Origin of the sequence: Shewanella oncorhynchi, from assembly GCF_030848765.1 — a bacterium.
In the GTDB taxonomy this organism is placed as follows: domain Bacteria; phylum Pseudomonadota; class Gammaproteobacteria; order Enterobacterales; family Shewanellaceae; genus Shewanella; species Shewanella oncorhynchi.
Map to the genome: position 1 here is coordinate 3,810,169 of NZ_CP132914.1, position 26,287 is coordinate 3,836,455.

At 46.6% G+C, this 26,287-nt stretch carries 22 protein-coding genes; 13 read left to right on the top strand and 9 right to left on the bottom strand.

Translation table 11 applies throughout. The features are described from left to right. The first annotated feature begins 57 nt into the window (after positions 1–57). The 4 genes from cysP (at position 58) to RA178_RS17015 (ending at position 4,101) form a co-directional block, all read left to right on the top strand. Positions 58–1,065, top strand: coding sequence for a thiosulfate ABC transporter substrate-binding protein CysP (gene cysP, locus RA178_RS17000; protein WP_028759253.1), 1,008 nt, complete (start codon positions 58–60; stop codon positions 1,063–1,065). A gap of 187 nt (positions 1,066–1,252) precedes the next feature. Continuing rightward, complete coding sequence (cysT, locus tag RA178_RS17005; RefSeq protein ID WP_105249982.1) at positions 1,253–2,098, top strand: sulfate/thiosulfate ABC transporter permease CysT; 846 nt, start codon at positions 1,253–1,255, stop codon at positions 2,096–2,098. 9 nt (positions 2,099–2,107) lie between these two features. Then, positions 2,108–2,974 carry a sulfate ABC transporter permease subunit CysW gene (gene cysW, locus RA178_RS17010; RefSeq protein WP_028759251.1) on the top strand — a complete coding sequence of 289 codons (867 nt, stop codon included), beginning with the start codon at positions 2,108–2,110 and terminating at the stop codon, positions 2,972–2,974. Next, a complete protein-coding gene (locus RA178_RS17015) occupies positions 2,971–4,101 on the top strand; it encodes a sulfate/molybdate ABC transporter ATP-binding protein (protein ID WP_131523841.1) in 1,131 nt (376 codons plus the stop codon). Before cysW ends, RA178_RS17015 begins: the two co-directional genes overlap by 4 nt. Before the next feature lie 378 nt (positions 4,102–4,479). Here the strand turns inward: RA178_RS17015 and RA178_RS17020 are convergent, their stop codons facing one another. The 4 genes from RA178_RS17020 to RA178_RS17035 all read right to left on the bottom strand — a co-directional run bounded on the left by RA178_RS17020 (position 4,480) and on the right by RA178_RS17035 (position 8,397). Continuing rightward, positions 4,480–5,115 (bottom strand): DUF2625 family protein, encoded by a 636-nt coding sequence (locus RA178_RS17020; protein ID WP_219250283.1) that lies wholly within the window; start codon positions 5,113–5,115, stop codon positions 4,480–4,482. Between the two features lie 135 nt (positions 5,116–5,250). Then, positions 5,251–6,762 (bottom strand): AAA family ATPase, encoded by a 1,512-nt coding sequence (locus tag RA178_RS17025; protein ID WP_113939909.1) that lies wholly within the window; start codon positions 6,760–6,762, stop codon positions 5,251–5,253. 95 nt (positions 6,763–6,857) lie between these two features. Continuing rightward, the gene (locus tag RA178_RS17030) at positions 6,858–8,003 is read right to left on the bottom strand and encodes an HlyD family secretion protein (RefSeq protein WP_219250285.1); all 1,146 of its coding nucleotides are present in this window, start codon (positions 8,001–8,003) and stop codon (positions 6,858–6,860) included. A 1-nt stretch (position 8,004) separates the two neighbouring features. Then, positions 8,005–8,397, bottom strand: coding sequence for a DUF3302 domain-containing protein (locus tag RA178_RS17035; protein WP_028759246.1), 393 nt, complete (start codon positions 8,395–8,397; stop codon positions 8,005–8,007). 281 nt (positions 8,398–8,678) lie between these two features. Between RA178_RS17035 and purT the strand changes: the two genes are divergently transcribed. The 4 genes from purT to RA178_RS17055 all read left to right on the top strand — a co-directional run bounded on the left by purT (position 8,679) and on the right by RA178_RS17055 (position 15,716). Beyond that, positions 8,679–9,854 (top strand): formate-dependent phosphoribosylglycinamide formyltransferase, encoded by a 1,176-nt coding sequence (gene purT, locus RA178_RS17040; RefSeq protein WP_263178460.1) that lies wholly within the window; start codon positions 8,679–8,681, stop codon positions 9,852–9,854. A gap of 250 nt (positions 9,855–10,104) precedes the next feature. Further along, complete coding sequence (locus RA178_RS17045; RefSeq protein ID WP_306682955.1) at positions 10,105–11,829, top strand: RluA family pseudouridine synthase; 1,725 nt, start codon at positions 10,105–10,107, stop codon at positions 11,827–11,829. Positions 11,830–11,983: 154 nt separating this feature from the next. After that, on the top strand, positions 11,984–13,444 hold the full coding sequence (locus RA178_RS17050) for a DUF3142 domain-containing protein (protein WP_306682957.1): 1,461 nt from the start codon (positions 11,984–11,986) through the stop codon (positions 13,442–13,444). Further along, positions 13,434–15,716 (top strand): hypothetical protein, encoded by a 2,283-nt coding sequence (locus RA178_RS17055; RefSeq protein ID WP_306682960.1) that lies wholly within the window; start codon positions 13,434–13,436, stop codon positions 15,714–15,716. The genes RA178_RS17050 and RA178_RS17055 overlap by 11 nt, the downstream gene beginning before the upstream one ends. Positions 15,717–15,784: 68 nt before the next feature. On the opposite strand, the gene RA178_RS17060 is transcribed toward RA178_RS17055, so the two are convergent. The 5 genes from RA178_RS17060 to RA178_RS17080 form a co-directional block, all read right to left on the bottom strand. Next, entirely contained in the window at positions 15,785–16,738 is a 954-nt protein-coding gene (locus RA178_RS17060) for a D-2-hydroxyacid dehydrogenase (RefSeq protein WP_219250290.1), read from the bottom strand. A 35-nt stretch (positions 16,739–16,773) separates the two neighbouring features. Further along, on the bottom strand, positions 16,774–17,406 hold the full coding sequence (locus RA178_RS17065) for an outer membrane beta-barrel protein (protein WP_306682962.1): 633 nt from the start codon (positions 17,404–17,406) through the stop codon (positions 16,774–16,776). A 41-nt stretch (positions 17,407–17,447) separates the two neighbouring features. Next, positions 17,448–18,236, bottom strand: coding sequence for a co-chaperone DjlA (gene djlA / locus RA178_RS17070; protein WP_306682963.1), 789 nt, complete (start codon positions 18,234–18,236; stop codon positions 17,448–17,450). Positions 18,237–18,305: 69 nt separating this feature from the next. Continuing rightward, a complete protein-coding gene (gene murU, locus RA178_RS17075; RefSeq protein WP_306682965.1) occupies positions 18,306–18,983 on the bottom strand; it encodes an N-acetylmuramate alpha-1-phosphate uridylyltransferase MurU in 678 nt (225 codons plus the stop codon). Then, complete coding sequence (locus RA178_RS17080; protein WP_306682966.1) at positions 18,980–20,023, bottom strand: aminoglycoside phosphotransferase family protein; 1,044 nt, start codon at positions 20,021–20,023, stop codon at positions 18,980–18,982. Before RA178_RS17080 ends, murU begins: the two co-directional genes overlap by 4 nt. Before the next feature lie 159 nt (positions 20,024–20,182). Between RA178_RS17080 and lptD the strand changes: the two genes are divergently transcribed. The 5 genes from lptD to apaG all read left to right on the top strand — a co-directional run bounded on the left by lptD (position 20,183) and on the right by apaG (position 26,271). Further along, complete coding sequence (gene lptD / locus RA178_RS17085) at positions 20,183–22,480, top strand: LPS assembly protein LptD (protein WP_219250293.1); 2,298 nt, start codon at positions 20,183–20,185, stop codon at positions 22,478–22,480. Positions 22,481–22,722: 242 nt separating this feature from the next. Continuing rightward, the gene (gene surA / locus RA178_RS17090) at positions 22,723–24,027 is read left to right on the top strand and encodes a peptidylprolyl isomerase SurA (RefSeq protein WP_105249993.1); all 1,305 of its coding nucleotides are present in this window, start codon (positions 22,723–22,725) and stop codon (positions 24,025–24,027) included. 6 nt (positions 24,028–24,033) lie between these two features. Beyond that, a complete protein-coding gene (gene pdxA / locus RA178_RS17095) occupies positions 24,034–25,020 on the top strand; it encodes a 4-hydroxythreonine-4-phosphate dehydrogenase PdxA (protein ID WP_105249994.1) in 987 nt (328 codons plus the stop codon). Between the two features lie 15 nt (positions 25,021–25,035). Next, positions 25,036–25,842: a 16S rRNA (adenine(1518)-N(6)/adenine(1519)-N(6))-dimethyltransferase RsmA gene (gene rsmA, locus RA178_RS17100; RefSeq protein WP_306682969.1), complete on the top strand. Its 807-nt coding sequence runs from the start codon at positions 25,036–25,038 to the stop codon at positions 25,840–25,842. 48 nt (positions 25,843–25,890) lie between these two features. Beyond that, a complete protein-coding gene (gene apaG, locus RA178_RS17105) occupies positions 25,891–26,271 on the top strand; it encodes a Co2+/Mg2+ efflux facilitator ApaG/CorD (RefSeq protein WP_212600377.1) in 381 nt (126 codons plus the stop codon). Positions 26,272–26,287: the final 16 nt, after the last annotated feature.

Sequence of the window (26,287 nt, forward strand, 5' to 3'; positions counted from 1 at the left end):
ATTCTATTACTCTAGGTGCCATAACGCTGACAAAATTGCCAGATTAAGGAGTTAAAAATGTCCGTAAAATTGATAAAGGCCCTGCTAGGAACCCTCATTCTGGGAACCTCACTCAATGTGACTGCCGCAGATCAAACCCTGCTTAATTCCTCTTATGATATCGCACGGGAATTATTCAATGCCTACAACCCCGTTTTTGCCAAACATTGGGAAGAGAAAACAGGTAAAACCGTCGAAATTAAACAATCCCATGCAGGATCATCTGCACAGGCACGCTCGATTCTGCAGGGATTACCCGCAGATGTGGTAACGTTTAATCAAGTGACAGACGTACAAGTTCTGCACGATCGCGGTAAATTGATCCCAGAAAATTGGCAACAATTACTGCCTAACGCCAGTTCACCTTACTATTCCACCATTGCATTTTTGGTGCGTAAGGGTAACCCAAAGCAAATCAGCGACTGGGGCGATTTAGCGAGAGATGACGTTAAACTGGTCTTTCCTAACCCAAAAACCTCTGGTAATGCTCGCTACACGTATTTAGCCGCATTAGGTTATGCTCAGAAAAACTATGGGAAGGATAATCAGGCTAAACTGGATCAATTCCTGAAAAAATTCCTCGGTAATGTCGCAGTATTTGATACTGGCGGCCGCGGTGCGACCACCTCCTTTGTTGAACGTGGGATCGGTGATGTGTTAATTACCTTTGAATCGGAAGTGAACAATATCCGCCAGCAGTATGGTACGGACGATTACCAAGTGGTTGTACCAAAAACCTCGATTCTGGCAGAGTTTCCCGTCGCTGTGGTTGAGAAAAATGCTAAGCGTAACGGTACACAGGAACTCGCAACTGAGTATTTGAATTATCTCTACAGCGAAGAAGCGCAACGTCTACTGGCAGGATTCAGCTATCGTGTACACAACGAAAAGGTAAAAGCTGAGTTTGCTAAGCAGTTCCCTACCGTTGACCTGCTGACTGTTGAGCAAATCATCGGTGGTTGGGATAATGCGATGAAAACGCAGTTTGCTAACGGTGCAAAACTAGATGAGCTATTAAAGCGCTGATATCGTCCTTAATGTAGTAAGATATCAACATTGAACCCGAGCAAAGTCTCGGGTTTATCGCTAATTGGCATTTATCAATCAGTGTTAGCCGTAAAGATTGCATCCTACAAATGGCTTGAGCCAACAACGAGCGAACCTTATAAATAGTATTGGTTTAACGCAATTAACCTGATCGGGTGATTATTCTGTGATTTTTAATAACGGGCGTTTACGCCATAAGCGGGTTCTTCCCGGTTTTACCATCAGCTTAGGTGTGTCCCTGCTGTTTGTCAGCCTAATCCTATTATTGCCAACCACAGGCCTAATCATGCAGACCAGTTCAATGAGCTGGTCCGAATACTGGGGCGTGATTGCCGATCCCAGAGTGGTTGCCAGTTACCGAGTCACTATACTATCGGCGCTCGCGGCATCATTATTTAACTGCCTTTTCGGATTATTACTCGCATGGGTACTCGTGCGTTATGAATTTCCCGGCAAACGCATTTTAGATGCCTTGGTAGATTTGCCCTTTGCCTTGCCGACCGCCGTTGCCGGTATCACCTTAGCCACCCTTTATGCGGAAAACGGCCAAATCGGTAGTCTATTAGCTGAATGGGGCATAAAAGTCGCCTACACCCCGCTAGGCATAGTGGTCGCGATGATTTTCACCAGTATTCCCTTTGTGGTTCGTACGGTACAACCCGTTCTCGAAGAGTTATCCCACGAGGAAGAAGAAGCGGGAATGACGCTTGGCGCCTCGGATCGTTCGGTATTCTGGCGGGTTATTTTGCCCTCTCTTTGGCCAGCATTAATGATTGGAACGGCACTGTCTTTTACCCGCAGTCTGGGTGAGTTTGGTGCAGTGATCTTTATCGCTGGCAATATGCCTTATATCAGTGAAATCACTTCGTTAATGATCTTTGTCCGCCTGCAAGAATTTGATTTTGCAGGTGCCAGCGCCATTGCCTCAGTGGTTCTGATGACCTCGTTACTGCTATTACTGCTGATAAACCTGTGGCAGGCGCGTTATCTGCGCCGCATTCATGGACGATAAGGAGCGAATATGAACTCATTTAAACCCTTAAGAGTCGGTGAAGCGCCCCTGATCAAATGGAGCCTTATTACCCTCGCCGTGCTCTTAGGCTTGCTATTGTTGCTATTGCCGCTGGTGAGTATTTTTCAGCAGGCGTTTGTCGGAGGTTGGGAGCGTTATATTGGACACTTAACTCAACCGGATTCGCTGCATGCGATTGGCTTAACACTGATGGTGGCAGCACTCACAGTACCGATCAATTTAGTGTTCGGAATCATGCTGGCCTGGAGCGTGACTCGCTTTGAATTCCCCGGCCGCAAGTTACTGATCACGCTAATTGATATTCCATTTGCGGTCTCCCCTGTCGTCGCAGGTTTGCTCTATTTGCTGCTCTATGGCAACAGTGGCTGGCTGGGCGAATGGCTATATGAGCACGATCTGCAGATCATGTTTGCTTGGCCGGGAATACTATTAGTGACCATTTTTGTCACTTGCCCCTTTGTAGCCAGAGAACTGATCCCATTGATGCAACAACAGGGCGCATCGGAAGAAGAAGCTGCAGTGATCCTCGGAGCGTCATGGTGGCAACTCTTTCGCCGCGTGACCCTGCCCAACATCAAATGGGCACTGATTTACGGTGTGATCCTCACCAATGCCAGAGCCGTAGGAGAATTTGGTGCCGTTGCTGTCGTGTCTGGCAACATTCGAGGCGAAACCAATACCTTACCTTTACATGTGCAATTATTGTACGAAGATTATCAGGCCGAAGCCGCCTTCGCGAGCGCGTCATTACTGGCCCTGATCGCCCTATTTACCCTAATGTTAAAAGCCGTAGTGGAATGGCGGCAACAACGCAGTTTAACCGCCAATGACAATAAAGAGCAGAGCCAACTATGAGTATTCGTCTTACTAATATTTCCAAGAAATTTGGCCAATTTCAGGCGCTTTCCCCACTTAATCTCGATATTCAAGAAGGGGAAATGATTGGTCTGCTGGGACCATCGGGTTCAGGCAAAACCACACTGCTGCGGATTATTGCCGGTCTTGAAGGAGCCGATAGCGGCCAAATTCAATTCGGCAACCGAGATGTCACCCAAGTGCATGTGCGTGAAAGACGCGTGGGTTTTGTGTTTCAAAACTACGCGCTGTTTCGCCATATGACGGTCGCCGATAACGTCGCCTTTGGACTCGAAGTCATGCCGAAAAAACAAAGGCCTTCGGCGGCAGAAATTCATAAGCGAGTGACACAACTGCTAGAAACAGTACAACTAGGCCACCTCGCACAGCGCTATCCTGAACAACTCTCGGGAGGACAAAAACAGCGCATTGCGTTGGCCCGTGCACTCGCAACCCAACCAGAAGTCTTGCTACTGGATGAACCCTTTGGCGCCTTAGATGCTAAAGTGCGTAAAGAACTACGCCGCTGGCTACGCAGCCTGCATGATGAATTGAAATTCACCAGCGTGTTTGTGACCCACGATCAGGATGAGGCGCTTGAGCTCTCAGATAGAGTGGTAGTGATGAGTAATGGTCATATAGAACAGATTAATACACCTGCTGAGCTATACTCGCACCCCAATAGTCGCTTTGTGTTTGATTTTCTTGGTAACGTCAATGTCTTTGAAGCCAGTTGGCAACAAAAACGTTGGGAAAACGGTCAAGCATTTTTAACACCTCCAGAACAGCAAACACTGCAGCAAGATGGTGTTCTCTATGTACGCAGTCACGAATTAGCGCTGTCAAATAAGCCCAATAGTCAGGCCAATTTGCCGTTCAATATTGTCGCCATGACCCCCATCGGCGCCGAAGTAAGACTGGAATTAGCCCCACATGGCTGGCATAGCGAAGAGCTGTGGGAAGCCAAATTCACCCACCATAATCTGCAGGAACTCGGGTTGCAAAAAGGCAGTGTGGTTTACGCCACCCCAAGAACAGCTTACTTCTTTGGTGCGCAGGGTGAGAGTTCACCAACGCGTCTAAGTTGGCCATTCCTGACTCCGGGCAGCCTCGCCTTTGATATCTAATGTCATCATGATAGGAATAAACAGTATTAGCGGTACCACAGGGAGTGGATACCGCTAAGATTCAAACCATTTAAAGAGATATTGTCACGCCAACACTAAAGCACTCATTAGGCATTGCCGCGACAGCTTTTGGTGATAGCGACAGCTTTGATTTTTGATGCAAGCGGTAACGAGAAATCCCAAGATACCGCCAAAAACGTCAGCTAGATCTTGGTGCTGTCCCCTCCGAAGAAGTGATTAATCATGGATGACATATACAGCCCATCCATGTTGAATCAATAGAGCTGATAAGCAGATTTACATCTAACAATCAATATATTAGATGTTTATAACAAATAATTATTGCAGAAGTACTCATAAAATCAGCGGGTAAACGAATTAACTAACCGAGGTTAATAATTCCAATTTCAGCCTATACATTTCATCAACTGACACCACTTTCACGCTGCTTATTTCAATAGAACCTTCTTTCGCCCATAAAAATGGATAAAAGCTCAGGCATTTATCTGTAGCTATCTGTGAATAGGTTTTTTGAAAGCGATCTTTACCTAAACTCGCATAAAACTCATTGATTCTCTTAGTAGCTGACCATTGAAAAAAATCTGTGAACCCGATTTCTAACCCTTCCCAATGAATTGAGTCTGGCGACCAATAGTATATATTCCCAACATCTGCGCCTAAACCGCCGCCGTTGATAGCAAAAAATCCACCAACTACGTCATTCGCCACTAAAAGATAATGTGCACTTCTATTCCAATCAGTAAGCTTTCTAGACAATCTTTCATGTCCAGAGCCGAAAAAACGAATCCATCCATTGTCGATCAAAATCCCACCGGTTTCGTAGGCAATTGCCCCTAATACCGAACGAGTCGATACCTGAAGGGATTCAAGTACTTCAACCCGATCCTTTGAAGGCGGCAGTATCTCTACACAATGCTCAGCACCAGCAACCATTTCATTGACTACTTTTATGCCAGAGTCTTCGATATCAATCAGTTCATATATACTTTTCAATCTCTTATCCTTATATCACTAATATCCAGCAAAACGACTCATCATTCATAACGGTACCTTGGGAATCTCGAAAATAACTAAGCCAATATAGCGTTTAAAAATGCTAGTTAGCACTCATGGTACTAAGCAAAAATCTTACTCATGGGCATTCACGGTTCGGCCTGCAGCCCATTGTCGTAGCGCATTGATTTTATCGCTCATGACCACAGATAAAGGCCGTGTCTTACTAAGTTCTTCAAGCAATAGCACTTGGTCGACACTGCGCTCAACGCTTCTTGCGGTATACATGGCAGCAATTACCGCTTGTTCGATTTCGGCGCCGGAAAATCCTTGGCTACGAGCTGATAAAAGGGCGAGATCTAAGCTCGCCACATCGATTCCACGGCGCTTACAGTGGATTAAGAAGATGGCTTTGCGTATGGCTTCGTCGGGTAAATCGACAAAAAAGATTTCATCCATCCTGCCCTTTCGCATCAACTCTGGCGGCAGAGCTTGAATATCATTAGCGGTAGCCACCACAAACACTTCAGATTTACGCTCCGCCATCCAAGTGAGTAAGGTGCCGAGTATCCGCGTCGATGTTCCCTCATCACTGCTACTCCCGCTTAAGCCTTTTTCAATTTCATCTATCCAAAGCACACAGGGCGACATCATGTCAGCCAGATCCAGTGCATTACGCAGGTTCTTCTCGGTTTCGCCTATGTATTTGTTATATAAGGCTGCCATATCGAGCCTAAGCAAAGGTCGTTGCCAAACGCCCGCAACCGCCTTAGCCGCGAGGCTCTTACCACTGCCCTGAACGCCCAGCAGTAAAATCCCCTTGGGCGCATCGAGCGCTTTGACGTGCTGAACTGGAGTCGGCTGGCCGCCTTGGTCAATGGCGCTGACAGCCACTATGGGCGAGCGCTGCTTGAGCCATTTTTTAAGATTATGTAGTCCTGCGACCTGTGAAAAATCACTGGTGTCGTATTCAAATTGCAGCACACCATTAAGATCGAGTAGCTGAAACTTGGCTTTATTGATGGCGTCGATATCTGACAAGGTAATAGCACCGTCATTGACTATGGCTTTGCGTACAAGACGACGGGCATCGTCTAAAGTCACGCCCCGCAGATTATCGGCTAATTTGACCACAGCATCATCATCGACCTGTAGCGGCGTACCTTGGTGACGAATTTTATCAACTTCAAGATAAATCAGATTTTGCAATTGCACTGTACTTGGCAAAGTTAAGTGAAAATATGCGCAATAACGTTTGATTTCAGGCGGGATTTCAAAGGCGTGGCTCACCAGCACTAAGGTGTGCTGCAGCGTCTCATACTCAAGGGCTATCTCTTTGAGTAAGCGTACGTTCTTTGGCGCGTCAACCACAAAGGGATGAAAATCGCACAGCACATAAATTCCCTGCTGCGAGGTTGATTTAATTTGCCCGAGCAGATCTGTGGGTTCGCTATTAAACTTTTGCGCCGCCAAGGGCTTATCGACCCGTGCTAGGCCTTGGGTGATGCTCCATGTAAACACAGGTTGATAGAGCACACTTGCGACCCGCTTAAGCAGCTCAACCACGCGATATTCTTCATAGGTTTCAATCACTACAATTGGCGTATTGGAGCGCAGCACTGAGGTTAAATCGTGAATATCTTGCATGCTTTCAAATTCCTTTTTATTCACCCCAAAATGTGTCACAAAAAAGTCCAGCGAACTGGACTTGATACAACAGACAAAAGTTAACCGATTAAGGGTTAATGTCCATCAAAAAACAAGTAATTCAGCCAACCTTGCATCCTCAGCAATACTTTACGCATCACAGCGACATGATGGAAATGTTCAGTATAAATTGCAACCTGCCCAGAAACACCCGCAGGAAATTGCGTACGGATAGCATCATCTTCGATATCAATCAGCACAATAACGCGACCATTTTGAAATAAACGAGCCGATGACTGCAGCGCGCCGCCCATTTGAACTTCACCTTCAGCCATAGCGGGTAATATTTTCGCCACTTTTCCCTTAAAGATTTGTCCTGGAGCGGCATCCAATATCACTTCAGCTTCATCACCTTCCTGCAAACGCATTAACGAGTTTTGCCAGAATGCCCCCGCAAAGTAGCGTTGCTCGTCGGGAATAAAGCTCATTACTGGACGTAATGGTAAAGGCACTGCCATCGCTCCCGCACGAAGTGCCATTTGCGTTACCACACCATCTGCAGGTGCCCGCACGACTGTCTGTTCTAAATCGTAGAGTGCACTGGCTAAATCAGCTTGCAAGCCAGCCACTTTGGTATTAACACCATCAATATTAGATTCATAGGCCAGCCTGACACGCAGTTCTTCAGCATTCGCGACGGTCAGTTGTGCCTCTGAGGCCAAGTACAATTGACGCCTATTATCGAGTTCTAGTTCAGTAAAAGGCGAATTCGCGCCCCCTTTCTTGCGGCCTAACTCATAACGCTCGAAGGCAGATTTATTACGGTCTTTATCGGCCCTAGCGCGCTCTACATTAGCCTTAGCCGACTCCCACGCCGCGGCGAGTTGTGGCACTTGGAGCTCTGCTTCCATCAAAGCTGCGCGTTTACGTTTAACAACGGCCTCGAAGGGAATAGGATCGAGACGAAATAACACATCCCCTTGTTTAACAGGCATATTAGGTTGCACTTCCACCGAAGTCACTAAGCCTTTTACTGCGGGTGTGATAGGGATAGTGACAAAATATTCACGGGCAAAACGAGAATAAGGATGGTTGTAATTCATCACGAGCAATAAGGTACCAATAATGAACACCCCACCCAGCACTGCGGTGGGAACAGTCCATTTATTCATCGGAATTTTAAAGACTTTAAAGATAGCAATACACACGGCCGCATAGGTGAGTATGAGTAATAAATCCATGTTATACCTCAACTTTGTCTGTTTTTATCGCATCCACAGCAGGCGCTATATTCATGGGAGTTATTTGCTCTAACTGTTCAAGCCGAGTCTGAAGCCCTCTGACCGTCTCGCGCAATGAATTCACATCCTCCTCTAAAACTAATTCTCGCTTCATTACAGTATTGAACCCCCAACCGCGATCTTCACGGTATAAAGTCGCCCAGATCCATAAAAATGGCCAAATTGCATGTAGGGTGAATAGACTCACCCACCCGGCGATATGCAATGCATCTTGCTGGGGATGATTACGCTTTTTGGCTATTTCATAGGGGATATCATGAATGGCAATGACACCATAAAACATGATAATGATGACGAAAAATAAAATACCTAACGCAAAGTAATCTAAGAACATCCGCATCTCCTTGTATTAATAATATGTATTCCATCCCAAAGATTAGTGGATGGTCTCCAAACATGCCACCAACATTAAATTAACATTTGAGTTTGCTCTCAACCTCAGCCCCAATATTAACCAAAGATATGCTGTTTCGTTTTTGCCCCCAGTGATCCGGGACACACTTGTCGATTTACTCAATGATCCTAAAGCCTGTTCAGGCTAAACTAGCCACATCATTGCGGCATAGAACGCAAGCATAAAACTCATCATCCCTACAATCTCAAAGGTACCCACACATGATAGGCACTCCCTACACTGAGGGCGCACGACGCGCCATGTTGCTCGGCTGCGGTGAACTTGGCAAAGAAGTGGCCATTGAACTACAACGCTTAGGCGTTGAAGTGATTGGCGTTGACCGTTACGCCAACGCCCCCGCCATGCAAGTCGCGCATCGCTCCCATGTGATCAATATGCTCGATGCCAACGCCCTGCGTGCGGTTATCGAGTTAGAAAAACCGCACTTAGTCATCCCAGAGATTGAAGCCATCGCCACCCAAACCTTAGTGGACATGGAAGCCGAAGGGGTGAATATTATCCCGACTGCTCGGGCAACAAAGCTCACTATGGACAGGGAAGGTATTCGTCGTCTCGCTGCTGAAACCTTAGGTTTACCGACTTCTCCGTATTTTTTCTGTGATACCGAAACCGAATTTAATCAAGCGATTAGTGAAATTGGTGTGCCCTGTGTGGTTAAGCCAGTCATGAGTTCCTCGGGCAAAGGCCAAAGCGTTATTCGCGATATAGCCCTCAGCCATAAAGCATGGCAATACGCCCAAGAAGGCGGACGCGCCGGCGGCGGTCGCGTGATAGTCGAAGGCTTTATTCCCTTCGATTATGAAATCACCCTGTTAACCATCAGCGCAGTCAACGGCATTCATTTTTGTGCGCCCATTGGCCACAGGCAAGAAGATGGCGATTATCGCGAGTCATGGCAGCCACAAGCCATGTCCGATGAAGTGTTAGCAAAATCCCAAGCGATTGCGAGCAAAGTCGTCGAAGCCCTTGGCGGTTATGGACTATTTGGCGTAGAACTGTTTGTTAAAGGCAATGAAGTGTATTTCTCTGAAGTCTCGCCAAGACCACATGACACAGGCTTAGTCACACTTATCAGCCAAGATTTATCGGAATTTGCCCTGCATGTTAGAGCGATTCTCGGCCTACCTATTCCCAATATCCATCAGCATGGTCCAAGTGCCTCAGCGGTAATTTTGGCCGAAGGCACCTCAAGCAATATCCGCTACCAAGGGATTGGTGCGGCATTAGAAGCGGTCAACACTCAGCTTAGATTATTCGCCAAACCCGATATTGATGGTCGCCGCCGTTTAGGGGTCGCGCTTGCCCGTGATATCGATATCGACAGCGCAATCAGCAAAGCACTCGATAGCGCCAGTAAAGTGAAAGTCATCTTTTAAGCGGGTTTAACCGTTTAAAATTGGCTTTAAGCACAAGCGACACATCAAAGGGAAATGCGCTTTACTGCCATTTCCCTTTTTCAACACAGAGCCACACTAATAAAAAGTGACGGCCCAAAATCGACAGTCCCAAATCGACAGAGTAAACTAACGCCCTTTCTTACTAGCCCTCATCTTAAGTTGTGGCTTAACTCAGATAATTAACTCCGATAATTAACCCAGATAAGTAAAACCAACAGTAGACCCCAATATGCATCTTCAGCCTTCTTGCTTTACCTCTTTCTCACAAGCCATTGATGCCTATGCCCTACCGCAGCGTTTTACCTTTCCTTTCTATTACGAACCGCATCCACTGTGCGTGATCGCTGCCAACGAATTACAACGCCACCTTGAGACTCAAAACGATTGGCAACATAACTTTGGCCTCACGGGGGAGTTAACCGGTGCCATTGGTAAAATGTTTGGTGTGCTTTTAGTACAAGATCCGCAGGGCGAAGTAGGCTATTTGTCGGCATTTTCGGGTAAGTTAGCCGAGCAAAACCATTGGCCACGCTTCGTCCCACCTGTGTTTGATATGCTGGTTAAGGATAATTTTTTCCACGTCGAAAATCTGCAAATCAACCAAATTAACGAGCAGCTACTTGCAGTAGAAAATCACCCCGATATTCCTCGGCTATCGAGCGAACTCAACGCTGAGCAAGCTCAAGCACAAGCCAAGCTTGCCGCCCACAGGCAAGTGATGATCGATGGTCGCCAATCCCGCAAGACGCAGCGCAATCAACTCGCAGTGCAATGGGCTGCCAATCCAACTGATGAGACATTGCGTGAAAACGCAGTAACTGAAGCCAATCTCAGCCAAGAAAGTATCAATGAAAAGAATCAGTTAAGAGATATTAAACACTATTGGGATGAACGCATTAATGCCGTTAGCCAAGCCCTAAGCCAACTCACAGATAAACGCGACGCATTAAGACTACAGCGTAAACAGCTCTCGGCGGCGCTGCAGCAAAAGCTGTTTGAGCAGTATCGTTTTTTGAATACTCGCGGCGCAGAAAAAAGCCTTAACGGCATATTTAACGGGACGGTTGAGTTAACCCCGCCCGCAGGCTCGGGTGAATGTGCCGCGCCAAAATTATTACATTACGCCTTTAAACATGGTCTTAAACCATTGGCGATTGCCGAGTTTTGGTGGGGGGCGCCGCCAAAATCGGAAATTCGCCAACACAAACAGTTCTATCCCGCCTGTCTGCGCAAATGCCAGCCTATCTTGGGGCATATGCTCGAAGGGCTCGTCGTCGATGATAATCCTCTGCTTATCAATCCCGCCGAGGGTAAAAACGTGACAATCCTCTACCAAGACGAGGCTATGGCGATTGTGAATAAACCCGCCGAGTTTTTATCCGTGCCTGGAAAAGAGATTGAAGACTCAGTGCATTTGCGCATGCGGCAAACGTTTCCCAATGCCACTGGACCACTTATCGTCCACAGGCTCGATATGTCGACCTCGGGATTAATGGTGATCGCATTGACAAAAGACGCCCATAAACAACTGCAAAAACAGTTTATCCAGCGCACAGTGACTAAACGTTATGTGGCACTTTTAGCAGGGATCCCTACAGCAATGGCAGATAAGCAGGCAGCCGGACAAATCTCTTTACCCCTGCGTGGCGATTTAGACGATAGACCGAGGCAACTCGTTTGCCATGAGTTTGGCAAAGCGGCCCAAACCTATTGGGAATTAAGCCATATCGATGAAATGGCACGTACAGCCCGCGTATATCTATCCCCAAAAACGGGCCGAACCCATCAACTCAGAGTTCACTGCGCCCACTCAGAAGGGCTAAATACGCCCATTGTGGGTGACGATCTGTACGGCACTCGCGCCGATCGCCTGCATCTGCATGCAGATTTATTGATGCTTCAACATCCCGTCACCCGTGAACAGATGCGCTTTCAAGTCGATCCCGAATTCTGATTTTTACCTTACAAGAAAACCAAGCTTAAGATGTGATATCAGATGATTGAAGTTTAAGATTTGATGTTTAATGCAGGATCTTTGACCACAATGTACAAGCGACATTTTTCAGGCATAGTAATGCCTCATTCAACATGGAATTCATAGCAGTAGCATGGGAAATTTGGTTAAAAAAATTAAGCAAAATAAGTGGTTATTATGCGCTTTGTTGTGCGCTTCAGTATTTATGAGCGCCTGCCAGCCGGCATCGAACGCTAATGAAACCACGGCTAGCCCAAATACCAGTGTCGCAGTAAAAGCCGCTACAGAAGCAACAACGCTTCGAGCGCCACTTTCGCAGCAAGTCTATATCTGGCAGCGCCAATGGCGCCCCGCCAATCAAACGGCATTAGTGCAAAGCCAAGGTGCATTCCAAGGATTACGTATTTTAGCGCTGCAAGCGCATCCAAAACCCAATGGCGCAGACATTTGGTTTGAAGTTGCGGTCAATCATGCTTGGTTGCAGGCCGATCCTAGGCCAAAAATTGCCGTGATTCGCTTAGATGGTCAGTTCGTGCATTTAAATGATGAACAAGTGATCAATAAAATCAACCAAGTACTAGCAACTTGGCAGGCAAAAGGCACGCACATCGCGGGGGTTGAAATCGACCACGACAGTGCCAACAGTAAACTGCCAGCCTATCGGGATTTTCTTACAAAGCTTAAAGCGCAGCTACCCACAGAACTCAAACTCAGCATTACTGCACTGCCCGCTTGGCTCAATAGTGCCAATTTCCCCGCATTACTCACCAGTATTGATGAACTCGTGCTACAAATTCACAGCGTAAGCGATCCACGCCTCGGGCTATTCGATGCGACTCAAGGTTGGCAGTGGGTGCAGCAACTTTCAAATATCAGCACTGTGCCTTACCTTATTGCACTCCCCGCCTATGGTTCGGCGGTCATCAGTACAGTTTCAGGTTATAAAGTTGAAAGTGAAACACCGCTGCGCGATCAACTAAAATCAGCCAATGCAGTACAGGAACTGATGGCCGATCCGCAAGTATTGCAGACTTTTGTGCAAAAACTGCAAAGCCACACGGATACCAAGCTCAAAGGCATTATCTGGTTTCGGCTGCCGCTGGAAGGGGATAAAAGGGTTTGGCCACTCAACACCTTAATCGCCGTTGCACAGCAAGGTGAACTTGCCGCCAAGATTGAATTAGTGATCTCAAGCGATAACAAGGCCACAACCCAAACGACATTAGCCGCTGAAAATAAGCCAAAAAATCTGGAAATCCACAGGCCACAGCTATTTCAACTGAGCTTAATGAATCACGGTAATATTGCAGGTGAAATTCCTCCTCTTTTGTCGCTAGCGGGACAAGCTTGCAGCGGGTATGATGCGCAAAATGGCTATAGCGTAATACAAAAAGATGGGCTGTTAACGTGGCAATGGCGAGCTGAGAATACAGCAGCGTTGACACCAACCAAAACAGTTTCACTCACTGCAATCATGCCTATGCCGCAATCAAACAAAGACATTCAAACACACATGCTCAACCCTGGCGGCCAAAAAGTGATAGGCTGGGCACGTTGTGAGTCATTATATTTACAGGGAATTTATGCGCCATAAGCCAAAACTATCGTTTACCATGGCAACACCCAATCGGGCTTTTATGCTTAAAAAGACCACGCTCATTTGTTTAAGCTTATTTTCCCCTATGCTATTGGCCTGCGGCCCCGATTTTCCTTTGCAACTCACTCAGGATAGGCAGAGCAATCTCAGTTATTTACCGCAAACCTCCTTTAGCCAACAGCTCACCGCCCTCGCCAAGCCTTTACCTTGGCAGTATCAAGATGCACCCGCTGCACAGGAATATCTCTGGGATGAAGTGCATAGCCGTTATCTTTCACAAACTCGCGCCTTTGAAAACAGCGAGTTAAGTGACGCCCATTTAGCTTTAGTGAACACTTTGCGGGATGCAACTGGCCCCATTGAAGCCGAGCAAATGGCCGCTAAGTTAGACAAAGATCTACCACAAGCGCTAACTTGGTACACCTTAGGTGCCGTAGCGTTTGAAGCAAAAGATTATGAGAGGGCGAGTAACTATTTCAGCAAAATCATTAAATTACCACAAAGTGAACGCGCATCTCGTAGCCTGTGGGCACTCTATTCGCTGTCGCGTATTGAGCTTATCTTAAGCAAGACTTCGGCTGATCCTGAACATTTTAATCGTGCCAATGCTTACCTGACACAATTACAAACCGAAGTCACACAAGGCGCCGCCGATCCCCTGCGTTTGAGTTTAGCGAGCTTAGGTGAGCAAGCCTATATCCTGCTACACCAAGGCCAGCCGATCCCGCAATTGACCAATCAAGGGGCAGGTGAAACTGAGTCAGAGCTGCAAATGACTCTCACCCCTGATGCACTGAATAAAGCTATTGAGCTCTACGCCACCCAATCAGTACAGGGCGATAGCAGCGGTTATGATTCCTTATTGATGTTAAGCCGCACTTTGATGGGTAAAGAGATTGCTGAACTTAAGCCGCTACTGCAACAGGCGAGCGTGCAGCAGTTATTGATTGCCTATTGGCAAAGCAGCACTAATGAATTCGCCTACAATGGCCAGCTTTCAGAAATGGGATTAAAGGTTGCAGAGCTCCTTAAAGTATTTCCAACCGATGGCTTACAGCTCAACCATGGCGATAAATTAGCGGCGATTTATTACCAATTAGGGGATTATGCCAGTGCTGAGCGCCTATTAACGCTAGCGAAACCGAGCGGCCTCACTTGGTGGCTCAACGCAAAATTAATGCTACAAAAGGGCGATCAAGCAGAAGCGGCCAAGGCCTATGCTCAGGCAGCGCGTCACTTCCCTGAGCAGCTCAATAAGATCTCGGCCACAGTTGACGCTAAAGAAACTCAGCAACAAGCCATTAATGCCGATGAAGATACAGCCACTTACTGCCGTATTCGTGCCGAGCAAGGGGTATTGTCACTAGAGCGTGGCGAATATGTCGATGCGCTCAATCACTTACTCGCCAGCGGTGATGAGTACTGGCAAGACATCGCCTATGTGGCGGAGCGCGTACTCACCACGGCTGAACTTAAGCTATTTGTTGACGAACATGTGCCATTTATCGCCTTTGAATACCCTAAAGACAGCGACTGGTACGATAATATTGAGCCAATTAACAACCGCTTGCGCTACTTGTTAGGTCGCAGGCTATTACGCGAAGGCGCGATAGCTGAAGCGCCGGTTTACTTCCCTAATCCTAAACTGAATGCCAGCGCCCTTGCCTACGGCACAGAGCTGAATGCAGCAAAAAAAACAAAAGGCATTGATAGCGCGAAAGCCTATTGGGCTGTTGCCGAACTTGCCCGCCACCAAGGCATGGAACTCTTAGGATTTGAATTAGCCCCGGATTACACTATCTACCAAGGTGTCTTCGATCTAAGTGATTGGAATGAACCGAGCAAACTGGCTGAGAAAGAACAGCTGCGGATCAGCGCCAGCCAAGCAATTCCCGATAAACGCTTCCATTATCGCTACACGGCGGCAGAACTAGCCAACAAGGCATCGGATCATGTGCCCCACAACAGCCAAGCCTATGCAGCGCTACTCTGCCAAGCCACAGGTTGGGTATTGTATCGAGATCAAGAGCTTGCCCTGCGTTACTACAAAAAATACGTCGCCAACGGCCCCTTTGTGCCTTGGGCCGAGAACTTTGGTTTGCAATGTGAAGCGCCCGATTTTGACAGTGCAGTAAAACGAGCGCAGGCGAATGAAATGGCAGAATGGAACGCCCTGTACCACAAGCTGAAAAAGCCCGTCGTATTTGGCATATTAGCCATCGCAGGCTTATTGGGTGTGTGGTGGATGCGTAGAAGAAAGACTCAATAATAAATAACCATTTACGTCTTTCTCTCTCAACGTCGATATGATGAAAAGAGAGGAAGACGCATACCGCTTTACTTGTTCACGCAGTTAATCACTTCCCCCTTCAAATAACCGTTCAAATTCGCCACTGCGATATTGAGTAGACTTTGTCTTGCTTCCTTCGTCGCCCACGCATTATGGGGGCTGATGCTGATATTAGGCGCACGCAATAAGGGATTATCTGCAGTGGGCGGCTCAGTCGATAACACATCCACGCCGGCAAATAACTTGCCTTGAGCCAGCGCAGCAGCAAGCGCGGCTTCATCAATTAATCCACCGCGCGCTGTATTAATCAGCAACGCATTAGGCTTCATCAAGGCGAGGGTTTGTTGATTGATAAATTGCTCAGTTTCTGGAGTAAGCGGACAATGGAGCGAAATAATATCTGATTCGCTAAGCACAGTATCACGTTGCGCCCACGTCACGCCTTGGGGTAAATCCTTGATAACTGAGCGAGTATTGACAAGAACTTTCATCCCGAATGCGAGGGCGAGTGTTCCCACCTGCTGACCGATATCGCCATAACCTATTAAGCCTAAAGTCTTGCCTTTTAAAGATTGCAACGGCATTAAAGTAAAACAAAAATCTTGGCAGTTCACCCACAGACCATCGACCACAGCTTGATGATGGGCGGCCACGGCTTGGGTGTGATGCAGAATATGGGCAAACACCATTTGCGCAACGGCATCAGGCGCATAAGCGGGCACATTAGTGACCACTATACCTTGCGCTTTAGCTGCCGCGATATCGACAACGTTCGTGCCCGTGGCCAATACGCCTATGTATTTGAGACTAGGAAGTTGTGCTAGCGTCTTTGCAGTCAACGGCGTTTTATTGGTGAGAATGACTTCAGCACCTTGGGCTCGCGCGACAATATCAGCGCCACTTGTGCGGGAAAAACACGCAAACTCGCCTAATTCATTTAAGGATTGCCAACTGAGATCGCCAGGATTTAAGGTTTCACCATCAAGTACGACTATTTTCATGCCACTAAATCTCCTTTTAAGACGATGCGTTAGATCTAAAAACTGACTTTGAGCCCAAGGTTAGCCTGAGCCTGCCACATCACATCCGACGTAATGTGCCATAGGCATTCATCTTCATTGCAAAACAGCGAAGTGTCACTGTTAATAAAAGTCGCATAACCCCGAATATCCGCAAACAGGCCAAAGTGTGGCGTCACTTGATACTCTACCCCGCCACCAATCCCCATGGAGAAGCGCGTTTCGCTCGACCAACCGCTAGGCAGCATGCGGGTGATCCCCGCGCTGGCGGTGACATAGGGCTGGATATCGCCACGGGGGAAATATAAAGTGCCACCCAAGTGGATGTAATCTAAATCTAACGAGGTAAGAAAGTCTGGCGTAAACAAGCCGCCACTTTTCAGTTCAGAGGCTTGATGACTATATAAAAGATAAATATTACCGGGATCATTCGTACCAATACCCACCATCAAACCGTAATGGCTCGACTCCTCGACCTTCACATCAGCCTTATCACCCGTTTGATCTGTGTTGACCTCATATTGATTCACATCAAATTGACCGCCCCCAAGACTATAACCGCCAAAAGGTGCGACAAATACCTCGGCCCGCGTAGACATAACCACAGGTAACAAACTCGCCAACAGCAACAAACGGTAAGTGTTTTTCATAATGAATTCCTTATCTTTTACAAAAACCAATTTAATCAAGGCTAACGCATACCGCGCTCAGACTTGACTCTGTCATAGGCTGCTTGAATATCCTGAGCCTTACGATTAGCGAGCTCCATCATTTCCGGTGGCAACCCTTTCGCCACTAACTTATCGGGATGATGTTCATTCATCAATTTACGGTAAGCCCGCTTAACTTCTTGGTCGCTAGCTTCGTTCGTAATGCCAAGTAAACTGTAGGCATCAGTAATCGATGTTTTATTGCCACTCGATGTTTGATGGAAACGAAACTCCGCCTGCCAGCGTTTAAGTAATTCATCTAACTGCGCTCGACCATAACCTAACTCTTGAGCAATCGTCATCAAGATAGCGTGCTCAGCAGGATCCAATTCACCGTCAGACAGTGCCGTTTGGATCTGGATTTCGATGAACATCTGCACTAACTCTTTGCGTCCCATCGTAATAACACGGAAAGCTTGTAAGCTGCTGCGCAGATCAAAATCCGCCGATTTACCCTCACGAAATGCCTGTTGCGCCTCTTTACGGGCTTCCCCCGTTAAACGCATTTGATCCATTAATAAGGTCGCAATGCGAATATCGGTTTCGGTAACATGTCCTGATGCTTTCGCCACATGCCCCATTACTGCAAATGTGGTATTAAAGAAAATGGCTTGGCGATTCTTAGCCTGCCCTAGAATCTGTCGAAAACCCACGCCCGATGCTGTACGCTTATCGTAAAGATGACCGAGCCACAAACCTAGCAGTGCACCAAAAATACGGCCGAACATAAAGCCAATGACAAATCCAAAAAACTTACCCCAAAGCCGCATCTTATTTCCTGATTTCTATTATGTATTTGATGCACTAGCTTAATCCTATGGATATGCCAGCACCGAAATTTACTTGTTACTTTTTAACCTTAGTTCAAGCGCTTGCAATCGTGCAATGGTACCGACATCACACCAAAATCCATTAAACAAGGCACCACTAACTCTGCCTTGAGCCATTTGCGATCGGAGCAACGGACCCAGTGCAAAGGCGCCCTGCGGCGTTTCATGAAATAGCGCAGGGTGATAAATGCCAATGCCCGAAAACGTGTACTTAACATCGCCACGCTCCTGCACTTGATGATCATTCAAAGCAAAATCGCCATTTGGATGCTGCTCAGGATTAGGCACTAACCATAGGTGAGCGAGCCTATCCGCAGCCAGTTGCGTGATTGGCGGTAAATCATCAATAAACACATCACCATTAATCACTAAAAAAGGTTCGTCGCTTCCGTCCTCACACAATAAAGGCAAAGCGCGTTTAATGCCGCCGCCGGTTTCTAACGCGCTCTCTTCTGCGCTATACCGAATGCGCACCCCAAAAGCGCTACCATCGCCCAGTGCTTCGACTAACTTATGCCCTAGCCAAGCATGGTTGATGACGATATCGACTATGCCTATCGCGGCAAGTTTTTCAATATGATAAACAATCAGCGGCTTACCTAACACTGGCACCATAGGTTTAGGCAAACTATCCGTTAACGGCCGTAACCTTTCCCCTCGTCCAGCGGCCAAGATCATGGCTTTCATTGCTTAACCTCAGATGAAGACTGACTAACAGTAAACGCAGGTAACACACGACGAGTTAACCAGTGTGCAAATGGCACGAGTTCGGGATACTGCAGCGAGATGTCGACAATATACGTTAATGTCAGTGGAATATCCGCCATATACGCAGGTTTACTATCGCGATAGTTTAACCGTGCAAAAATCCCTACCGCCTTAATGTGACGCTGTAAGCCCATGAGATCAAACCAAGTTTGATATTGCTCAAAAGGAGTCTGTGCGGGAATAAAACCAAGCGCTAATGCTTGCTGATAATGATACCGCATCAAGTCAGCGACTAACGGCTGTGGCCAACGAATATAACAATCGCGTAGTAGTGATACCGCATCGTAAGTCACAGGACCAATGACAGCATCCTGAAAATCAATCACGCACAGCTTGTCCGCTTGCAGCATAAGATTACGGCTATGGAAATCCCTATGCATTCCCACACTAGGTTGAGATAGCGCATTGCCGACGAGGCGATCAAAAGTATCATTCAGCAACTGCAACTCTGCAGCGTCCAAAGACAAATTAAGATGTGTTCCTAACAGCCACTCAGTAAAGATGTGTAATTCACGGCGCACAAAGGCTTCATCGTAGTTAGGTAATGCCTGAACTAAATCGCTATCAAGATTCTTGCACTCAATTACAGCGGCCACTTGCGGTAATAAATCGAGCGCCTGACGGTAAAACCGTTCCACATTTTGTACCGTCAATACAGATAAGAGTTGGGTATCGCCCAAATCACTCATCAACATAAAACCCAAATCGGCATCGGCGTGGATTACTTTTGGAACTGTCAGTCCCACGGCTGAATAAGCATTCGACAGGGCAATAAAGGGGGCGATAGGCACTAACTGAGGTGGTGAATCGGCGGCGATAAAGGTAGCATCAGGCATCGAAATCCGAAAGTAACGCCTAAAACTTGCGTCTCCGGAAATCAACACAGGCATCACCTCACAGGAAAAATAAGCATTCAGCCACTGATTAAGGGAAAGAAATCTCGGATCGGATAAAGTCATTTCATGGCTCTTAAAGAAAAATTGCTTTATTATAGCTGGCATAGAATTTGGAAACAGCTAAGAAATTGAGAGATTTATTAAGCGATGTTGCGTTTGTCAATTGCAACTTTCCCCATCCATACTTGTCCAGAATAAGAAATCATAATTACTGACCTAAAGATGCAGATCCGATACCTTCTGGCCCTGAGCCTGTTACCGCAATTAGTCCTGGCAGACGACTCTCTAACCGCTTCGGCATCCCAATGCTTAATCGAACCGCCAGTACCCCGTATCGTATCTCAAACCCAAGGGATGAGTGCGGCTGAACTCAACAAAATTCGTATTGCGTCTGATAACACCAATGCCGAAATGGGTAAGCAGGCGATTTTCCGTGGCGATGTGGTTTTTAGCCAAGGAGATAGGCACATAGCAGCCGATGAGGCGATTTTAGATCAAGCTACTGAACAGTTTGATGCCAATGGTAATTTAGTCTTTCAAGACAGTAACTTCACCGTTACAGCCGAATCCTTACAAGCTCAAATGCGGACAAACCGTGCCACCCTTAAAGGCGCACAATATTGGATCCATGGCCAACAAGTTCACGGTGATGCCGAAAAACTGCAAATTACTATCAATAACAATTTAATTTTAACGAATACCAACTTCACTACTTGCCCTCCTGACAATGTGTCTTGGCTACTCGAGGCCGAAAAGATCAAGATCAACAGTGAAGAAGAATGGGGCGAAATTTGGAATGCCAAACTAAGAATTGGTGGTGTACCTGTATTCTATATCCCCTACATGACAGTCCCCGTTTCAGACAAACGTAAATCTGGCTTTCTCTACCCTAGTTTTAGCACTAGCACTACTGATGGTGTCGAAATTTCCGCACCCTATTATTGGAATATTGCCCCAGAGTACGATTTAACATTTACACCTAGCTATATGTCAAACCGTGGTTTATTCACTAAAACAGAGTTTGGTTATCTGGCGGGTGAGGCCCAAAATGGCCGAGTCAATTTAGAATATCTAGGCAATGACAAATTGATCGATGGTAGCCCGAATCGCTACTTATATAACTGGCAGCATCAAGGAGCGATCGACAAAAATTGGCGCGTATTAGCGAATTTTACCGATGTATCAGATAACAATTATTTCAATGACTTAAAGTCAGATGTTAACCGTGCAACCGATAACCAGTTATCACGCATAGGTGAAATCAGCTACTTCGAAAGTAACTGGGATCTAAGCACCCGAGTACAAGATATTAAAGTACTGGGTGAGGATGAAAAACCATATCAAGTCATGCCTCAGGTTAACTTTAACTATCGCGCTGCTGATTTTTGGAACAATTTAGATTTTGGTTTCAATTCGGAGCTAACGAATTTTGCCCATCAGGACAACAATGTTAATACGGCGACTCGTTTGTACATGTCACCAAGCGTAACTCTGCCAATACATGGGCCTTCAGGCTCGCTCACCAGTCAAGTTAAGTTGATGCAGACCAATTATTGGCAGCATAACGAAGATCCAGATATAGTTGTTGACGACACAGTGAATCGCACCATCCCGCAGGTACGGATTAATGGTCAAATCAACTTCGAACGTTTTACTGAGCTTTTCGATCAAAACTACCGCCAAACGCTCGAGCCACAATTTCAATATCTTTATGTCGGCTACGAAGATCAACGCAACATAGGCATTTATGATACGGCTCAATTACAGGACGACTACTTTGGTCTATTCCGTGATCGTCGCTTCTCGGGTCTGGATCGGATTTCCGATGCAAATCAAGTCACTCTAGGTGTTACTACACGCCTGTTTGATAGTCACAACCAAGAAGCCACTAAATTCAGCCTAGGACAAATTTTTTACCTGCAAGACAGTAAAGTCGGTTACGAAGACAGTATTTTTGAGTCTAATCAATCAACTTCAGTACTTGCTGCAGAGTTAGATACCCGCTTGTCCCATGATTGGTATATGGGGGCTGCGATTCAGTACGATACCAACACCAGTGACAATAAAAAATCTGAAGTCACCTTAGATTTCAGACCTGAAGCGAATAAATTACTGCAATTTAGCTATCGCTATGTCCCTGATTTATTGAACTCAAATACCAATGATACAGTGAACATCTCCCAAGCGGGCGTTCGTGGCGCTTGGCCAATCAGTGACGACCTCTACTTTGTTGGTAATTGGTATTATGACCTTAACGAAAGTCGCAGTATTGAAACTTACACAGGTATCCAGTACGAATCATGCTGTTACGCAGTAAGACTTAGTTATCATTACCGCATTAAAACCAACTATGACGACAACATAGGTTCTGCCACAATTGATCCTCGCGAACAGTTTGATAGTGGTATCTACCTGAACTTAATCATTAAGGGACTCGGTGGCTCTGGCCCATTAGGCGTATCCGATATGCTCAATGACGGCCTGTTTAACTACAGAAAACCGCTTTATCTGAGGAATTAGCAAAGAATTGTGATAGATTGCTGAACCTCAACAAGGACTAAGAGTCCAAACAGATTAATGAGTGCTTTACCGTTCACCTTTTGCTAAAGCGAATAAAAACGGATCTTAAGGTCTAACCTTGCACTCAAATGCGTCGCCAAAAAATTACATTAGGGCAACTCACTGTAATTTCGATATAAATGGTAAAGTTATTTCAATTAAGCCGTCGAACCTGACCTTAGAACGTGCCAAGGATTTTGTGGATGAAACCCAGTAAACATCTGATTTTTGCTTTATTTGCACTCGCGATCAGCCAACCTACATTGGCCGCACCCCAGCCGCTCGACCGCGTTGCAGTCCAAATTAACGACGGCATAGTGCTCGAAAGTGAAATCACTAACATGATTGACACTGTTAAAGCGAATGCCAAAGCAGCAAACCAATCGTTACCTTCTGACAGTGCCCTGCGCACTCAGGTGATTGAGCGTTTAATCTTAACTCGCCTACAATTGCAAATGGCCAGTCGTATAGGGCTGAATATTGGTGACTTACAACTAGACCAAGCGATTGAAAACATCGCGCGCGAACAAAAAATGTCTGTCGCGCAGATGCAACAAAAAATTGAAAGCGAAGGTTTAAGTTTCAGCCAATACCGCGAACAATTGCGCGAAGAAATCACTCTAGGTGAAATTCAACGTATTCAAGTACAACGCCGTATTCAAGTATCACCACAGGAAATTACTAGCCTAGTCAAACTCATCCAGGAACAAGGGATGAAAGATGTGGAATACCAAATTGGCCATATCCTGATTGACGTGCCTAATAACCCCACCAGTGAACAACTCGAAGCATCAAGCAAACGCGCCAATATCGTATTAGAACGTTTGAAGAGTGGTGAAGATTTCCGTCGTACCGCTATCGCTTCTTCTTCAGGTCCTAAGGCACTCGAAGGCGGTATTTGGGATTATATGAACATCAACGAAATGCCAACTCTGTTCGCCGAAGTGATTAACGGTGCGAAAATGGGTGACATTATCGGCCCGATTAAGAGTGGTGCAGGTTTCCATATTATTAAGATCATGGATGCTCGCGGCCTACAAACCAAAGAAATCGAAGAAGTTAGAGCGCGCCATATTTTGCTCAAGCCATCGCCGATCCTGTCAGAAGACCGCGCTAAAGCCATGCTTGAGCAATTCCTGAAGCAAATCCGCTCAGGTGAAGCTAAGTTTGAAGACCTAGCGCGTCAGTACTCAGAAGACCCTGGTTCGGCAACAAAAGGTGGTGAATTAGGTTGGGCAGAACCAAGCATTTATGTACCAGAGTTTGCTCAAACGCTCAACAGTTTGAAAAACGACCAAATTAGTGAGCCATTCCGTACGACTCACGGTTGGCATATCACTCAGTTAGAAGAACGCAGAAAAACCGACGCCACGGATCAGTTCAATAGCAACCGTGCGCACCAGTTGATCTTCCGTCGCAAATTTAACGAAGAACTGCAAAACTGGCTAGACGAAATGCGTTCAGACGCATACATTGAAATCTTCCAGCCAGAGACCAATCGAGGTTAATTCTAATTGAGCACTAAACGTATTGCCGTTACCCCAGGCGAACCCGCAGGTATTGGCCCCGATTTAGTCGTACAACTCGCTCAGCAGGCTTGGCCTGCTGAGTTAGTCGTTTGTGCGGATCCAGAATTACTTGCGAGCCGCGCGAAACGACTCGGTTTGCAAGTGACTTTCCGCCCTTACCAGCCAAATCAAGCTCCTAAGCCACAAGAAGCGGGCACATTAACCATAGCGCCCTTTAAGTTAGTGAGCGAATCGATTTGCGGTCAGCTCGATGAGCAAAACAGCACTTATGTAGTTGAAACCTTGCGTTATGCGGGCGAGAAAAACATGAGCGGCGAGTTTGATGCTGTCGTGACAGGCCCAGTGCATAAAGGCATTATCAATCAAGCAGGTATTTCCTTTAGTGGCCATACTGAGTTTTTTGCCCATCAAGCAAATTGCCCCGATGTAGTGATGATGCTGGCAACGCCGGGTTTGCAAGTGGCACTCGTGACCACCCATATTCCTCTGGCCTATGTTGCAAAAGCCATAACACGCCAACGCTTACAGCATATTATCAAGATTCTACATGCCGATCTCATCAGTAAATTTGGCATAGTTTCACCGAAAATTTATGTCTGTGGTCTCAATCCACACGCAGGTGAAGACGGCCATTTAGGGCGTGAAGAAATCGACGTGATTATTCCTGCACTCAACGAGTTGCGAGAAGAGTTCCAGATGAATATTGTCGGCCCATTACCGGCCGATACTCTGTTCCAACCTAAATATTTACAGGACGCCGATGTCGTCTTGGCCATGTACCATGACCAAGGACTTCCCGTTCTCAAGTCACAAGGATTTGGCAAATCGGTAAACATCACCTTAGGTTTACCTTATATTCGTACCTCGGTTGACCACGGTACGGCGCTCGATCTCGCGGGTACAGGCAAGGCCGATATTGGCAGTTTTGTCTGTGCTCTGAATAAAGCCATTGAGTTATCCTCAAAGAACTAAACGATTACATTATTAATGAGCAACAAAGTACATTTAGGCCACACGGCCAGAAAGCGTTTCGGACAAAACTTCCTTACCGACGGCAATGTGATTGACCGCATTGTGGGTGCAATTGCACCCGATAATCACCATGTGATGGTCGAAATCGGCCCTGGCCTTGGTGCCTTAACAGAACCTGTAGCCGATGCTGTGGATAATCTGACTGTCGTCGAACTCGACCGCGATCTGGTTGAACGCTTACATCAACACCCAGTCCTTAAAAATAAACTGACTATTCACCAAGGTGATGCACTGCAGTTTGATTTTAGCCAACTGAGTGTGCCTGGCAAAAAGATGAAAGTATTTGGTAACTTACCTTACAACATTTCAACGCCGCTGATGTTCCACCTGTTCGAATTTGCCGAACAGATTGAAACCATGCACTTTATGCTACAAAAAGAAGTGGTACTGCGCTTATCGGCAAGCCCAGGCTGTAAAGCCTATGGCCGTTTAACGGTCATGGCACAATACTTCTGCCAAGTGGTTCCGGTTCTCGAAGTGCCGCCCCACAGCTTTACCCCTGCCCCTAAAGTGGACTCAGCAGTCGTACGCTTATTGCCATACGCCGTAAAGCCGTTCCCTTGTAAAGATGTGACCGTACTACGCCACCTTTGTACTACCGCATTCAACATGCGTCGTAAGACTCTGCGTAATAACTTAAAGCACATGTTATCTGACGATGAGTTCGAGCAGTTAGGGATTGACTCAAGTCAACGCCCAGAACAGATTAGCGTGCAGCAGTATGTTGCTATGGCTAACATGGTTTGCGATAAGAAAGCATAAATATGTCAGGGCACTTAGGTGCCCTTAGACCAGAGCCTAGGAACAAGAATGAGCGCATTGGACACCTCCATTCGGGTCGAAGTCAAAACTGAGTATATAGAGCAGCAGTCCTCGCCCGAGGATAAAAAGTACCTCTTCAGTTACACCATCACTATCATTAATTTAGGTGAGCAAGCGGCTAAACTTGAAACTCGTCACTGGATAATCACTGATGCCAATGGCAACACCAGTGAAGTCCAAGGTGCTGGTGTTGTCGGTGAAACACCAACCATAGCGCCGAATACTGCCTATCAATACACCAGTGGTACTGTGCTCGATACGCCACTTGGCATAATGCACGGCACTTATGGTATGGTCAGCGAATCGGGTGAGCGTTTCCAGGCGACAATCCGTCCCTTCCGTTTAGCGACCCCAGGCTTACTACATTAATATCGTTAGGAAAGGG

What these genes read in the sequence shown, in the direction of transcription:
- cysP (WP_028759253.1), top strand. Translation starts at nt 58, where the DNA reads ATGTCCGTAAAATTGATAAAGGCCCTGCTAGGAACCCTCATTCTGGGA.
- cysW (WP_028759251.1), top strand. Translation starts at nt 2,108, where the DNA reads ATGAACTCATTTAAACCCTTAAGAGTCGGTGAAGCGCCCCTGATCAAA.
- RA178_RS17015 (WP_131523841.1), top strand. Translation starts at nt 2,971, where the DNA reads ATGAGTATTCGTCTTACTAATATTTCCAAGAAATTTGGCCAATTTCAG.
- RA178_RS17025 (WP_113939909.1), bottom strand. Translation starts at nt 6,762, where the DNA reads ATGCAAGATATTCACGATTTAACCTCAGTGCTGCGCTCCAATACGCCA.
- RA178_RS17030 (WP_219250285.1), bottom strand. Translation starts at nt 8,003, where the DNA reads ATGGATTTATTACTCATACTCACCTATGCGGCCGTGTGTATTGCTATC.
- RA178_RS17035 (WP_028759246.1), bottom strand. Translation starts at nt 8,397, where the DNA reads ATGTTCTTAGATTACTTTGCGTTAGGTATTTTATTTTTCGTCATCATT.
- purT (WP_263178460.1), top strand. Translation starts at nt 8,679, where the DNA reads ATGATAGGCACTCCCTACACTGAGGGCGCACGACGCGCCATGTTGCTC.
- RA178_RS17045 (WP_306682955.1), top strand. Translation starts at nt 10,105, where the DNA reads ATGCATCTTCAGCCTTCTTGCTTTACCTCTTTCTCACAAGCCATTGAT.
- RA178_RS17050 (WP_306682957.1), top strand. Translation starts at nt 11,984, where the DNA reads ATGGGAAATTTGGTTAAAAAAATTAAGCAAAATAAGTGGTTATTATGC.
- RA178_RS17055 (WP_306682960.1), top strand. Translation starts at nt 13,434, where the DNA reads ATGCGCCATAAGCCAAAACTATCGTTTACCATGGCAACACCCAATCGG.
- RA178_RS17060 (WP_219250290.1), bottom strand. Translation starts at nt 16,738, where the DNA reads ATGAAAATAGTCGTACTTGATGGTGAAACCTTAAATCCTGGCGATCTC.
- RA178_RS17065 (WP_306682962.1), bottom strand. Translation starts at nt 17,406, where the DNA reads ATGAAAAACACTTACCGTTTGTTGCTGTTGGCGAGTTTGTTACCTGTG.
- djlA (WP_306682963.1), bottom strand. Translation starts at nt 18,236, where the DNA reads ATGCGGCTTTGGGGTAAGTTTTTTGGATTTGTCATTGGCTTTATGTTC.
- murU (WP_306682965.1), bottom strand. Translation starts at nt 18,983, where the DNA reads ATGAAAGCCATGATCTTGGCCGCTGGACGAGGGGAAAGGTTACGGCCG.
- RA178_RS17080 (WP_306682966.1), bottom strand. Translation starts at nt 20,023, where the DNA reads ATGACTTTATCCGATCCGAGATTTCTTTCCCTTAATCAGTGGCTGAAT.
- lptD (WP_219250293.1), top strand. Translation starts at nt 20,183, where the DNA reads ATGCAGATCCGATACCTTCTGGCCCTGAGCCTGTTACCGCAATTAGTC.
- surA (WP_105249993.1), top strand. Translation starts at nt 22,723, where the DNA reads ATGAAACCCAGTAAACATCTGATTTTTGCTTTATTTGCACTCGCGATC.
- rsmA (WP_306682969.1), top strand. Translation starts at nt 25,036, where the DNA reads ATGAGCAACAAAGTACATTTAGGCCACACGGCCAGAAAGCGTTTCGGA.
- apaG (WP_212600377.1), top strand. Translation starts at nt 25,891, where the DNA reads ATGAGCGCATTGGACACCTCCATTCGGGTCGAAGTCAAAACTGAGTAT.